This is a genomic window from Mycolicibacterium diernhoferi (assembly GCF_019456655.1).
Taxonomy (GTDB): Bacteria; Actinomycetota; Actinomycetes; order Mycobacteriales; family Mycobacteriaceae; genus Mycobacterium; species Mycobacterium diernhoferi.
This window is the reverse complement of sequence record NZ_CP080332.1, coordinates 5,445,839-5,458,975: the sequence shown is the minus strand read 5'-3', so window position 1 is coordinate 5,458,975 and position 13,137 is coordinate 5,445,839. Positions and strand designations below refer to the sequence as shown.

Sequence of the window (13,137 nt, the reverse complement as noted above, 5' to 3'; positions counted from 1 at the left end):
TTTATGTTCGCACGGAGAATAAAAGCGTAAGGCACGACATCGAGGAGCACCATGACCGTCCTGGAAACCCGCGTCACCGAAGAGCTGACGCCGCGCACATCGGACAAATTCTCGTTCGGGCTCTGGACGGTCGGCTGGCAGGGGGTCGACCCGTTCGGCGTGGCGACCCGGCCGGCGCTGGATGCGGTCGAGGCGGTGGAACGTCTCGCCGGACTGGGCGCCTACGGCCTGACGTTCCACGACGATGACCTCTTCGCGTTCGGCAGCTCGGACGCCGACCGGCGCCGGGCCATCGATCGGCTGACCTCCGCGCTGCACGCAACGGGCCTGGTCGTACCGATGGTGACCACCAATCTGTTCACTCAGCCGGTCTTCAAGGACGGCGGATTCACCAGTAATGATCGCGCGGTCCGTCGCTTCGCCTTGCGCAAGGTCCTGCGCAACCTGGACCTGGCCGCCGAACTCGGCGCCGAGACCTTCGTGATGTGGGGCGGCCGGGAAGGCAGCGAGTACGACTCGGCCAAGGACGTCCAGGCCGCCCTGGAGCGCTACCGCGAGGCGTTGGATCTGTTGTGCCAATACGTGATCGACCAGGGCATCGGGATCCGGTTCGCGATCGAACCCAAGCCCAACGAACCCCGTGGGGACATCCTGCTGCCGACCGTCGGGCATGCGCTGGCGTTCATCGACACGCTGGCCCATCCGGAGATGGTCGGGGTGAACCCCGAGACCGGCCACGAGCAGATGGCGGGCCTGAACTTCACGCACGGCATCGCGCAGGCGCTCTACAGCGGCAAGCTCTTCCACATCGATCTCAACGGTCAGCGCGGGATCAAGTTCGATCAGGATCTGGTATTCGGGCACGGCGATCTCGCCAACGCCTTCGCGTTGGTCGACCTGCTGGAGCACGGCGGACCCGGTGGTGGGCCCGCGTACGACGGGCCGCGGCATTTCGACTACAAGCCGAGTCGCACCGAGGACGGCGACGGGGTGTGGGCGTCGGCCGCGGCCAACATGCGGATGTACCTGCTGCTGCGTCAGCGTGCCGCGGCGTTCCGCGCCGATCCGGAGGTGCAGGAGGCGATGGCGGCCGCGAAGGTCGCCGAACTCCGCGAGCCCACGCTGGCCTCCGGCGAGACCTACGCGGACCTGCTGGCGGACCCGTCCGCCTATGAGGAATTCGATGCCGCCGCCTACTTCGGCGGCCGAGGCTGTGGCTTCGTGGCGCTGCAGCAATTGGCGATCGAGCACCTGCTGGGCGCTCGGTAGTGATCTGCATCACGTGATAAGTCAGGCTCGGAAACAAAAAACTCAGACGACGACCACCCGGAGGACCTCATGAAACGCACCAGCACCCTGCTCGTGACCGCCGTCGTCGGCGTCGGCCTGACCCTGACGGCGTGTGGATCGAACACATCGGAGTCGGCCGACGCCGCGGGCGGAAAGATCGGTGTCATCCTGCCGGACACCAAATCCTCGGTGCGGTGGGAGACGAAGGACCGGCCGGCGCTGGAAGCGGCGTTCAAGGATGCCGGTGTGCCGTACACGATCCAGAACGCCGAGGGGTCCGCCGACACGATGGCCACCATCGCCGACGGCATGATCGCCGACGGCGTCACGGTGCTGGCGATCGTCAACCTCGATTCCGACAGCGGGGCCTCCATCCAGCAGAAGGCCGCCGCGCAGGGCGTCAAGACCATCGACTACGACCGCTTGACCCTCGGTGGTTCCGCCGATGTCTACGTCTCGTTCGACAACACCAAGGTCGGCGAACTGCAGGGTGAGGGTCTCCTGGCCTGCCTCGGCGACCGGCCGGCGAACGTGGTGTTCCTCAACGGTTCTCCCACCGACAACAACGCCACCCTCTTCAGCAACGGTGCACACTCGGTGATCGACGCGACCCCGACGATCACCAATGTCGGTGAGCAGGCGGTGCCGGATTGGGACAACGACAAGGCCGTGACGATCTTCGAGCAGCTCTACACCGCGGCCGACGGCCGCATCGACGGTGTGTACGCGGCGAACGACGGGCTGGCCGGATCGGTGATCTCGATCCTGGAGAAGAACCGGCGCGCAGGCCAGGTCCCGGTGACCGGTCAGGACGCGACGGTCGAAGGGCTGCAGAACATCCTGGCCGGCTCGCAGTGCATGTCGGTGTACAAGTCGGCGGCCGAGGAGGCCAATGCGCTGGCCGAGGTGGCGATCGCCCTCGCCGCCGGTGAACAGCCGGCGACGTCGGCGACCTCGCGGGACGACACCGGCGACCGGGATGTGCCGTCGGTGCTGCTGACACCGAAGTCGATCACCAAGGACAACATCAACGTGGTCCTCGACGACGGCGGGCAGTCCCGGGACGAGGTGTGCACCGGGACGTTCGCCGAGATGTGCACGGCCGCAGGCGTCTGATGGACGCGCCGATCCTCGAATTACGAGGCGTCAACAAGAGTTTCGGTGTGGTGCACGTGCTGCACGATATCGACTTCCGGGTCTACCCCGGTCAGGTGACGGCGCTGGTCGGTGACAACGGCGCGGGGAAGTCGACGCTGGTGAAGGCGATCGCCGGGATCCATCCCATCGACACGGGTACGTATCTGTTCGCGGGCGAGCCGGTGACGGTGCGTGGCCCCAACGATGTCGCAACCCTCGGCGTCGAGGTCGTCTACCAGGACCTGGCCCTGTGCGACAACCTGGACATCGTCGAGAACATGTTCCTGGGAAGGGAATTGAAGAACCGCGGGTTGCTGGACGAGGCCCGGATGGAGACGATGGCGCGGGAGGCGCTGACCTCGCTGTCGGTGCGGACCGTGAAGTCCGTGCGCCAACCGGTGTCGAGCCTGTCCGGTGGTCAGCGCCAGACCGTGGCCATCGCGAAATCGGTGCTGTGGAACTCCAAGGTCGTGCTGCTGGACGAACCCACCGCCGCGCTCGGCGTCGCGCAGACCCAGCAGGTGATCAAGCTGGTGCGGCGGTTGGCCGACCAGGGACTGGGTGTCGTGCTGATCTCGCACAACATGAACGACGTCTTCCAGGTCGCCGACCGGATCTGCGCGTTGTACCTCGGGCGGGTGGCCGCCGATGTGCGGGCGGCCGACGTCACCCACGGGCAGGTGGTGGAACTCATCACCGCCGGGCGCTCCGGCGCGTTGGGCCTGGAACCGGCGCAGGCCGCCGAATCGATGTGAGACACCGACACAGAAATGACCCTGAGATGACCACCATGAGCTCGCAACCCCCGGTCACCCTGGCCGATTCCGAATTCGCCGGGGACACCCGGGTCGACGCCACGTTCGGCGCCGCGCTGCGCAGCTATCTGCAACGCGTGCGCGGCGGCGACATGGGTTCGCTGCCCGCGATCCTCGGCCTGATCGTGCTGTTCGTCGTGTTCGGTCTGGCCAACGACCGCTTCCTGTCCGCACTGAACCTGGCCAACCTGATCACCCAGGCCGGTTCGATCTGTGTTCTGGCGATGGGCCTGGTGTTCGTCCTGCTGCTCGGCGATATCGACCTGTCCGCGGGCGTCGCGGGCGGCGTGTCGGCCTGCGCGATGGGGCTGATCATCGTCAACCAGGGCTGGCCGTGGTGGGCGGCGGTGCTGACCGGAATCTTCTGTGGCGCCGTCATCGGTCTGGTGATCGGTCTGCTGCGGGCCAAGCTCGGCATCCCGTCCTTCGTGGTCACGTTGGCGTTCTTCCTCGGGTTGCAGGGGGTGACGCTCAAGATGATCGGCGAGGGCGGTTCGGTCCGTGTCGACGACTCGGTGGTCCGCGGGCTGACGATCAGCAACCTGCCGGTCACCGCGGGCTGGGTGGCCGCGCTGCTGGTGGTCGTCGCCTTCGCGGGTTTCGAGCTGTACCAGTACCGGCGCAAGGCCGCGCTGCGGTTGGCGAACTCGCCGCTGAGCGTGGTGCTCGCCCGCGTCGGCATGGTCGCCGCGGTCATCCTCGGAGTCACCTACATCCTCAGTGTGAACCGAAGCGTCAATGCCGCCAATGAGATTCGTGGCATCCCATACGTCCTGCCACTGATCCTGGTGCTGCTCGTGGTGATGACGGTGGTGCTCACTCGGACGTCCTACGGCAGGCACATCTACGCGGTGGGCGGCAACGCCGAGGCGGCCCGGCGGGCCGGTATCTCGGTGGACCGCATCCGGATCTCGGTGTTCGTCGTCTGTTCATCGCTGGCCGCACTGAGCGGGATCATCGCGGCCTCCTACGCAGGCAAGGTGTCCGCGGCCTCAGGTGCGGGAAACACGTTGCTGTACGCCGTGGGCGCCGCCGTCATCGGCGGCACCAGCCTGTTCGGCGGCAAGGGCCGGGCGATCGACGCCGTGATCGGCGGCGTCGTGGTCGCGACGATCGCCAACGGCCTCGGGTTGCTGAACCAGTCCTCCTACATCAACTTCCTCGTCACCGGTGGAGTGCTGCTGCTCGCCGCGAGTGTGGATGCGATCTCCCGGCGCAGGCGCTCCTCGACCGGCCTGGGGTGAGCGCCCCCGATTGCAGCCGGCAGGAATGGCAGGGTCGCCGCTGGTGAGGCAAAGTTGTCCCCGACTTCATCCGGAGAAAGGTGGCCCATGAGCACGATCACCACGACCGACGGCACCGAGATCTTCTACAAGGACTGGGGAACCGGTCAGCCGATCGTGTTCAGCCACGGCTGGCCGCTGTCCTCGGACGACTGGGACACCCAGATGCTGTTCTTCCTCGGCCAGGGTTACCGGGTCATCGCGCATGACCGGCGCGGCCACGGCCGCTCCACCCAGACTCCCGACGGACACGATCTCGACCACTATGCCGACGATCTCGCGGCGCTGACCGCACACCTGGACCTGCGCGCGGCCATTCACGTGGGACACTCCACCGGTGGCGGCGAAGTGGTGCGCTACCTGTCCCGGCACGGTGAAGACCGGGTGGCCAAGGCGGCGCTGATCAGCGCGGTGCCGCCGCTGATGGTGCAGACCGAGGCCAATCCCGAGGGCCTGCCCAAATCGGTCTTCGACGATCTGCAGGCGCAGTTGGCGGCCAACCGTTCGGTGTTCTACCGGGCTCTACCGGCCGGCCCGTTCTACGGGTTCAACCGTGACGGTGTCGAGCCGGACGAGGCGATCATCGAGAACTGGTGGCGCCAGGGCATGATGGGCGACGCCTTCTCGCACTACGACGGCATCGTGGCCTTCTCCCAGACCGATTTCACCGAGGATCTGAAGAAGATCACGGTGCCCACCCTGGTGATGCACAGCCGCGACGACCAGATCGTCCCGTACGTCGCCTCCGGCCCGAAATCCGCTGCGCTACTGCAGAACGGGACGCTGATCACCTATGAGGATTTCCCGCACGGCATGCCCACCACGCACGCCGACACCATCAATGCCGATCTGCTGAAATTCCTGAAGTCCTGAGCCACGGGCCCATCCGGGCGAGTGCCTCGGTGATCTCGGCCGCGGCACCGGCGAAGGACAACCGGACGAACGAACCACCGTGCACGGTGTCGAAATCGACGCCGGGCGCGATGGCAACCCCGGTGTCGGACAACAGTCTTTCGCAGAAGCCGAGGGAGTCGGTGGAGTAGCGGGAGATGTCGGCGTACACGTAGAACGCGCCGTCGGCCGGCGCGAGCCGGTCCAGCCCGATCTCGGCCAGGCCCGTGAGCAGCAGGTCGCGGTTGACGGTGTACTCGCCGACCAGGGCGTCGGCCTCGGCCAGGGACCGCGGGTCGAAGGCCGCGACCGCGGCCAACTGCGGCAATGTGGGCGGGCAGATGGAGAAGTTGCCGGTCAACCGGTCCACCGCGCGGCGCAGCGGCTCGGGCACCAACAGCCAGCCCAGCCGCCAGCCGGTCATCGCGAAGTACTTCGAGAAGCTGTTCACCACAATGGGATTGCGCGAGGTCTCCCAGGCACAGCTGGTCGCCGGCGCACCCGGGTAGACCAGGCCGTGATAGAGCTCGTCGCTGACCAGCTGGACACCGCGTCGGTCACACCAGTTCACGATCGCGGCCAGGTCGGCGGGTGGGATGACGGTGCCGGTGGGGTTGGCCGGGCTGGCGATGATCAGCCCCTTGACCGGAGGGTCCAGCGCCTCCAGCATCTGCACCGTCGGCTGGAAACGGGTGTCGGCCTCGCACGGCAACTCCACCACCTCGCAGCCCAGGGCCGACAGGATGTTGCGGTAGCAGGGGTAACCGGGGCTGGTCACCGCGACCCGGTCGCCGACATCGAAGCAGGACAGAAAAGCCAGCAGGAAGCCCCCGGTGGAACCGGTGGTGATGACCACCGCGTCCGGGTCGACGTCGATGCCGTGCCGGTCGCGGTAGGACCCGGCGATCGCCTCGCGCAGTTCCGGGATCCCCAACGCCACGGTGTATCCGAGGTTGTGCTCATCGAGCGCCGCCGCGGCCGCCGCGCGCACCGGTGCCGGGGCCTTCGCGCTGGGCTGACCTGCGGAGAGGTTCACCAGGTCGCCGTGCGTGCGCTGGCGCTCGGCCGCGGCCAGCCACACATCCATCACGTAGAACGGCGGGATGCCTGCGCGGAGCGCCACCTGGGGGGTCACCTGAACCAGGCTAGAACACCTGGGATTCGAGCCGGCGCAGGTGCTCCCGCGGGGGTCCGAGCAGCTGGGCGCTACCGTGCGCCCGCTTGAAGTAGAGCTGGATGTCATGTTCCCAGGTGATGGCGATACCGCCGTGCATCTGCACCGCCTCGCCCACGACCGCGGTCAGCGCCTCGCTGGCGAACACCCGGGCCAGCGAGGCCGAGGTGGCCGAGGGTTCGGCGATGGCGTCGTAGATGACCGCCCGGGCGGACTGCACCGTGACGTACAGGTCGGCCATCCGGTGCTTGAGCGCCTGGAAACTGCCGATCGGCCGGCCGAACTGCACCCGGTCCTTGGTGTAGGCCACCGTCAGATCCAGGGCGCGTGACGCGGCGCCGATCTGCTCGGCGGCCAGCAGCAGAGCCGCGGTGTCCGCCAGGCCCGGGTCGGCGCCCAGCGGTGCCGTCTCCGAGGCGGTGACCGAGGACAGTCGCCGGGTCAGGTCCATGGTGGACTTGGGCTGCGCGGTGAGCGCGCTCCAGCGGGTGAGTTCGGTGCCGTCGGTGCCGATCACGACATCGGCGATGTCGCCGTTGATGACGTACTCCGGATCGAACACCACGGTGCCGATGGACACACCCTCGGCGAGACCCTCCAGCGGTTCATGGTCCTGCACGCTCAGCAGCGCCAACTCAGCCAGAATGGTGCCCAGTAGCGGGGTCGGGACCAGCGCCTTGCCGAGTTCCTCCAGTACCACTGCGGCATCGGCGAGTTCACCACCGGCGCCGCCCAGATCCTCGGGCACCACCAGTGCTGCGGCGCCGACCTGTTCGCACAGCACCTTCCACAGCGCTTCGTCGTACCCGCGCTCGGACTCCATCGCGCGGCGCACGGCCTCGGGATCGGCGTGCTTGTCGACCAGGGCGGCGACGGTGGAGCGCAGCAGTTCGCGTTCTTCACTCATGTCTAGAGAGCCTCCAGCAGTCGACGACGGTGCAGAGTGGGATCTCCGAAGGCCGAGCGCAGCGCTTGCACCTTCAGCAGCAACAGCGACAGATCGTGTTCCTGGGTGAAGCCGATGGCGCCGTGGGTCTGCAACGAGGACCGGGCGGCCAGCAGCGCGGCATCGGCGGCGGCGACCTTGGCCGCGCTGACATCGCGCGCGGTGTCGGCCGACCTGTCGGCCAGCGAGAGCGCCGCACCGTAGACCAGCGGGCGGGCCAGCTCCAGCGCGATGTGCACGTCGGCCAGCTTGTGCTTGATCGCCTGGTAGGAACCGATCACCCGGCCGAACTGGGTGCGCTGCTTGGCGTATCCGACCGACTGGTCGAGCATGGCCTGCCCGGCGCCGATCAGCTGTGCCGCGGTGGCCAACACCCCGAACTCGTAGGCGCGCGCGGTATCTGCGGGCCGTGCTGTGCCGGAAGCGGTGACCTCGAACAACTTTCGGGCCGGGTCGACGGAGTCGTGCGCGGTGCCCGCGTCCGCATCCGACACCTGCCCATCCTCGGCGAGCAGCACCAGGTCGGCGAAGTCGGCATTGACCGCGTACGGAACCTGAGGCGGCAGGGCGACGGTGGCGATCGATTCACCGGCCGCCAGTGCGCCGGACCGCTCGTCATCGGTCAGCAGGATCGGGGCGACGGCGATCGATTCGGTGACCGGGCCGGGCACGGCCCAGTAGCCGAGACGCTCCACCGCGACGACGAGGTCGACCGGGTGGGCGTCGATGCCGTCGTACTTCTCGGCCACCAACAGTGCGGTCACACCGAGTTCGGTGAGCTGGTTCCAGACCTTGCGCCCGGGTGCGGTGTCACCGTCGGCCCAGGCCCGTACGGCCGCGGGTACATCGGCGGCGCCCAGGGCGGCGTCGATGCTGGACGCGAAATCGCGCTGCTGTTCGTCGATCTCGAAGTTCACTTGGGCTCCCGGGGCAGACCGAGTAGGCGCTCGGCAATGATATTGCGCTGGATCTCGTTGGTGCCGGCGTAGATCGGCCCACCGAGGGCGAACAACAGGCCCTCTGTCCAGTGGTCGACCCGTTCGGCGTCGGCACCCTGCAGGTCCAGCGCGGTCTGGTGCAGCGCGACATCCAGATCCGACCAGAAAACCTTGGTCACCGAGGATTCGGCGCCCAGCTCACCGCCGTTGGCCAGCCGGGTGACGGTGCCGAACGTGTGCAGGCGGTAGGCCTGCGCCTTGATCCAGGCATCGGCCACCCGGTCGGTGAACACCGGATCCGGGTTCTCTTTCCACAGTGCGACAAGCCGTTCGGCCGGTGCCAGGAAACGTGCCGGGCTGCGCAACGACATGCCGCGCTCATTGCTGGAGGTGCTCATCGCCGCGCGCCAGCCCTCGTGCACCTCGCCGATGACGTCCTCGTCCGGGACGAACACGTCGTCGAGGAACACCTCGCCGAAGCCGGTGTCCCCGCCGAGCTGGGCGATCGGGCGCACGGTGATGCCGTCGGCCTTCAGGTCGAACATGAAGTAGGTCAGGCCCTTGTGCCGCTGCGCGGACGGGTCGGAGCGGAACAGGCCGAAGCCACGCTCCCCGAACGGGGCCCGTGAGCTCCAGATCTTCTGGCCGTTGAGCTTCCATCCGCCCTCGACCTTGGTGGCGGTGGAGCGCAGCGAGGCCAGGTCGCTGCCGGACTCGGGCTCGGACCAGGCCTGCGCCCAGATCTCCTCGCCACTGGCCATCTTCGGCAGCACCCGGTCGAGTTGCTCCTTGGTGCCGTGCGCGAACAGGGTCGGCGCCAGCATGGAGGTGCCGTTGGCGCTGGCCCGTCCGGGAGCGCCGGCGCGGAAGTACTCCTCCTCGAAGGCGACCCACTGCAGCAGGGTGGCGTCGCGGCCACCGTATTCCTTCGGCCAGGCGATCACCGACAGGCCGGCGTCGAAGAGCACCTTGTCCCAGCGACGGTGCTGCTCGAAGCCCTCCAGGGTGTCGTAGGACTTCGTCGGGAACGCGTCACGATTGGCCGCGAGGAACTCGCGGACCTCGGCCCGGAACTCCTCGGTGCCCTCGTCGAATGTCAGGTCCATTTAGATCATCTCTCGCAGCTGTGGTTTGACCACTTTGCCTCCTGGGTTTCGCGGCAGAACGTCGAGGAAAGCCACCGATCGGGGCACCTTGAAGTTCGCCAGATGCTCACGCGTGTAGGCGATCACCGTCGCCTCGTCGAGTTGTTCGCCGGCCTTGGCGACGACGAAGGCCTTGCCGACCTCGCCGAGGCGCTCGTCCGGGACGCCGATCACCGCGGCCTCGGCGACCCCGTCGAGGCGGGCCAGCACCTGCTCGATCTCGGCCGGGTACACGTTGAACCCGCCGCAGATGTACATGTCCTTCAACCGGTCGGTGATGGTGAGATTACCTGCTGCGTCCAATGTTCCGATGTCGCCGGTGTGTAGCCATCCGTCGGGGTCGATGGCCGCGGCGGTCGCCTCCGGGTCGTTCAGATAGCCGAGCATGACGTTGGGCCCGCGCAGCAGTACCTCGCCGGTGTCGTCGAGACGCAGTTCGAAGTCGGCGATCGGGCGACCGCAGGTGGTGGCCACCGTGATGGCGTCGTCGTCGGCCCGGCACATGGTGCCGAACCCGGCGGCCTCGGTCAGGCCGTATGCCGTCAGCACGATGTCGATGTCGAGTTCGGACTGCATCCGCTCGATCAGCACCACCGGGACCACCGCGGCCCCGGTCACCGCGAAGCGCAGCGAACTCAGGTCGTAGTCGGCGCGGCGCGGGTGATCCAGCAGCGTCTGGTAGATGGTGGGCGGGCCGGGAAGCACCGTGATCTGGTGTTCGGCAACGGCTTTCATTGCCTGCTCGGGATCGAAGGTGAGCAGTGGGTACAGCGTGGCCCCGGTCTGCAGGCAGGCCAGGATGCCGGCCTTGTAGCCGAAGTTGTGGAAGAACGGGTTGATGCACAGATAGCGGTCGGCGCTGGTGACCTGACCGCAGGCCGCCCAGGCCGCCGAGGCGTCCAGCGACTGGCGGTGTGCGCAGCGCACACCCTTGCTGCGGCCGGTCGTGCCGGAGGTGAACAGGATGTCGGACACGTCGTCGGGGGAGACCGCCGCGGCGCGGGCATCGACATCGGCGAAAGCGGTCCCGCGAGCGATGAACTCGTCCCAGGTTCCGTCCGGCGCATCGATGGGGATCCGGACGATGTGGCGCAGCGCGGGCAGGGCGTCGCGGTCGAGCTGCTCGGTGCGGTCGGCGCCCAGGAATTCTCCGGCGGCGATCAGCAGTGGTGCCTCGGTGCGGGCCAGGATGTCGGCGGCCTCGCCGGCGGTGTAGCGGGTGTTCAGCGGAACCATGACGGCGCCGGCGTAGTGGGTGGCCAACGCGGCGACCACCCAGTGCCAGGTGTTCGGGGACCAGATCGCGACCCGGTCGCCGACGTTGACCCCGAGGTCGATCATCGCCGCGGCGGCCCGGCGGACCTCGTCGCGCAGCTGCCCGTAGGTGAACCGTTTCTCGGCCGTGACCAGGGCTTCGTGGTCGCAAAGTTGCACGGCAATCCGGTCCAGCACCGCAGGAACGGTCCGGCTTTCGCTCGTCATTGACGCTCCTCTAACAAAGCAAGTGCTTGGTAGGTTAGCCTACAAGGGTGATAGAGGTCGAGGACTTCCGGGCCGAGGTCCGGCAATGGCTGGCCGATAATCTGGTCGGCGAATACGCAGCGCTCAAGGGCCTCGGAGGCCCGGGGCGCGAGCATGAGGCATTCGAGGAACGGCGTGCGTGGAACCAGCATCTGGCCGCCGCGGGTCTGACCTGCCTGGGCTGGCCCGAGGAGCACGGTGGCCGCGGGCTGACCGTCGCCCACCGGGTGGCGTTCTACGAGGAATACGCCAAGGCCGACGCCCCCGACAAGGTCAACCACTTCGGCGAGGAACTGCTCGGCCCCACTCTGATCGCGTACGGCACGCCCGAACAGCAGCAGCGCTTCCTGCCCAAGATCCTCGACGTCACCGAGCTGTGGAGCCAGGGCTACTCCGAGCCCGGGGCGGGCAGCGATCTGGCCAACGTCTCCACTTCGGCCGAACTCGTCGGCGACGAATGGGTGATCAATGGCCAGAAGGTGTGGACCTCGCTGGCGCACTGGGCGCAGTGGTGCTTCGTGGTGGCGCGCACCGAGAAGGGTTCCAAGCGGCACGCCGGGCTGTCCTATCTGCTCGTGCCGCTGGATCAGCCGGGTGTGCAGATCCGCCCGATCATCCAGCTCACCGGCGACTCCGAGTTCAACGAGGTGTTCTTCGACGACGCCCGCACCGATGCCTCCCTGGTGGTCGGTGAACCGGGCGACGGCTGGCGGGTCGCCATGGGCACCCTGACCTTCGAGCGTGGCGTTTCCACGCTGGGTCAGCAGATCCGGTACGCCCGTGAGCATTCCAATCTGGTCGAGCTGGCCAAGCGCACCGGCGCCGCCGACGACCCGCTGATCCGCGAGCGGCTGACCCGGTCCTGGACGGGGCTGAAGGCCATGCGGTCCTACTCGCTGGCCACCATGGACGTCGAACAGCCCGGGCAAGATAACGTGTCGAAGCTGTTGTGGGCCAACTGGCATCGTGAGCTCGGCGAGATCGCCATGGACGTGCAGGGCATGGCCGGGCTGACCCTGGCCGACGGTGAGTTCGACGAGTGGCAGCGGCTGTACCTGTTCTCCCGCTCGGACACCATCTACGGCGGCTCCAACGAGATCCAACGCAACATCATCGCCGAGCGGGTGCTCGGCCTACCCCGAGAGGCCAAAGGGTGACTGATCTGTCTGTAGCGCCGGAAGAGATTGCCGGACACGGACTTCTGAAGGGCAAGGTGGTCCTGGTGACCGCCGCCGCCGGAACCGGCATCGGCTCCACCACCGCGCGCCGCGCGCTGTTGGAGGGCGCCGACGTGGTGGTCTCCGACTTCCACGAGCGTCGCCTGGGCGAGACCCGCGACGAACTCGCCGCACTCGGGCTGGGCCGGGTCGAGTCGGTGGTGTGCGATGTGACCTCCACCGAGGCCGTCGACAACCTGATCACCGAGGCCGTGGCCAAGGCCGGTCGGTTGGACGTGCTCGTCAACAATGCCGGCCTGGGCGGACAGACCCCGGTCATCGACATGACCGACGACGAGTGGGACCGCGTCCTCAACGTCACCCTCACCTCGGTCATGCGGGCCACCCGCGCCACGCTGCGCTACTTCCGGGAGGCCCCGCACGGCGGCGTCATCGTGAACAACGCCAGCGTGCTGGGCTGGCGTGCGCAGCACTCGCAGTCGCACTACGCCGCGGCCAAGGCCGGGGTGATGGCGCTGACCCGTTGCAGCGCAATCGAAGCCGTCGAGTATGGGGTGCGGATCAACGCGGTGTCCCCGAGTATCGCCCGGCACAAGTTCCTGGAGAAGACCTCCTCGGCGGAGCTGCTGGACCGGCTCGCCGGTGACGAGGCGTTCGGCCGCGCCGCCGAGCCGTGGGAGGTCGCGGCCACCATCGCCTTCCTGGCCAGCGACTACTCCAGCTACCTGACCGGTGAAGTGATCTCGGTGTCCAGCCAGCGCGCCTGAGATGACCGCCCAGACATGAAAGGGGCCCGCTCTGGTGAGCGGGCCCCTTTTG

At 67.7% G+C, this 13,137-nt stretch carries 12 protein-coding genes; 7 read left to right on the top strand and 5 right to left on the bottom strand.

Features of this window, described 5'->3' with window-relative positions; genetic code table 11:
- Window positions 1-51: 51 nt before the first annotated feature.
- The 5 genes from xylA (at window position 52) to K0O62_RS25880 (ending at window position 5,398) form a co-directional block, all read left to right on the top strand.
- Window positions 52-1,269 carry a xylose isomerase gene (xylA, locus tag K0O62_RS25900; protein ID WP_073856797.1) on the top strand — a complete coding sequence of 406 codons (1,218 nt, stop codon included), beginning with the start codon at window positions 52-54 and terminating at the stop codon, window positions 1,267-1,269.
- A gap of 69 nt (window positions 1,270-1,338) precedes the next feature.
- A complete protein-coding gene (locus K0O62_RS25895) occupies window positions 1,339-2,406 on the top strand; it encodes a sugar ABC transporter substrate-binding protein (protein WP_073856796.1) in 1,068 nt (355 codons plus the stop codon).
- Window positions 2,406-3,182 (top strand): ATP-binding cassette domain-containing protein, encoded by a 777-nt coding sequence (locus K0O62_RS25890; RefSeq protein ID WP_073856795.1) that lies wholly within the window; start codon window positions 2,406-2,408, stop codon window positions 3,180-3,182. Before K0O62_RS25895 ends, K0O62_RS25890 begins: the two co-directional genes overlap by 1 nt.
- Before the next feature lie 26 nt (window positions 3,183-3,208).
- Entirely contained in the window at window positions 3,209-4,486 is a 1,278-nt protein-coding gene (locus tag K0O62_RS25885; RefSeq protein ID WP_073856794.1) for a sugar ABC transporter permease, read from the top strand.
- Window positions 4,487-4,573: 87 nt separating this feature from the next.
- On the top strand, window positions 4,574-5,398 hold the full coding sequence (locus K0O62_RS25880; RefSeq protein WP_073856793.1) for an alpha/beta fold hydrolase: 825 nt from the start codon (window positions 4,574-4,576) through the stop codon (window positions 5,396-5,398).
- Here the strand turns inward: K0O62_RS25880 and K0O62_RS25875 are convergent.
- Genes K0O62_RS25875 through fadD3 form a run of 5 tightly spaced genes read right to left on the bottom strand, consistent with a single transcriptional unit; the run spans window position 5,364 to window position 11,101 of the window.
- On the bottom strand, window positions 5,364-6,551 hold the full coding sequence (locus K0O62_RS25875; protein WP_073856792.1) for a pyridoxal phosphate-dependent aminotransferase: 1,188 nt from the start codon (window positions 6,549-6,551) through the stop codon (window positions 5,364-5,366). The genes K0O62_RS25880 and K0O62_RS25875 overlap by 35 nt on opposite strands.
- A 10-nt stretch (window positions 6,552-6,561) precedes the next feature.
- On the bottom strand, window positions 6,562-7,497 hold the full coding sequence (gene ipdE2, locus K0O62_RS25870) for an acyl-CoA dehydrogenase IpdE2 (RefSeq protein ID WP_073856791.1): 936 nt from the start codon (window positions 7,495-7,497) through the stop codon (window positions 6,562-6,564).
- 2 nt (window positions 7,498-7,499) lie between these two features.
- A complete protein-coding gene (locus K0O62_RS25865) occupies window positions 7,500-8,453 on the bottom strand; it encodes an acyl-CoA dehydrogenase family protein (RefSeq protein WP_073856790.1) in 954 nt (317 codons plus the stop codon).
- On the bottom strand, window positions 8,450-9,580 hold the full coding sequence (locus K0O62_RS25860) for an acyl-CoA dehydrogenase family protein (protein ID WP_073856789.1): 1,131 nt from the start codon (window positions 9,578-9,580) through the stop codon (window positions 8,450-8,452). The genes K0O62_RS25865 and K0O62_RS25860 overlap by 4 nt, the downstream gene beginning before the upstream one ends.
- Window positions 9,581-11,101, bottom strand: a complete 1,521-nt coding sequence (fadD3, locus tag K0O62_RS25855; protein ID WP_073856788.1) for a 3-((3aS,4S,7aS)-7a-methyl-1,5-dioxo-octahydro-1H-inden-4-yl)propanoate--CoA ligase FadD3 — start codon at window positions 11,099-11,101, stop codon at window positions 9,581-9,583.
- Window positions 11,102-11,148: 47 nt separating this feature from the next.
- Here fadD3 and ipdE1 point away from each other — a divergent pair, with 47 nt between their 5' ends.
- Both ipdE1 and ipdF read left to right on the top strand, forming a co-directional pair.
- Window positions 11,149-12,297: an acyl-CoA dehydrogenase IpdE1 gene (ipdE1, locus tag K0O62_RS25850; RefSeq protein WP_073856787.1), complete on the top strand. Its 1,149-nt coding sequence runs from the start codon at window positions 11,149-11,151 to the stop codon at window positions 12,295-12,297.
- Window positions 12,294-13,085, top strand: a complete 792-nt coding sequence (gene ipdF / locus K0O62_RS25845; protein WP_073856786.1) for a (5R,7aS)-5-hydroxy-7a-methyl-1-oxo-2,3,5,6,7,7a-hexahydro-1H-indene-carboxyl-CoA reductase — start codon at window positions 12,294-12,296, stop codon at window positions 13,083-13,085. The genes ipdE1 and ipdF overlap by 4 nt, the downstream gene beginning before the upstream one ends.
- Window positions 13,086-13,137 lie beyond the last annotated feature (52 nt).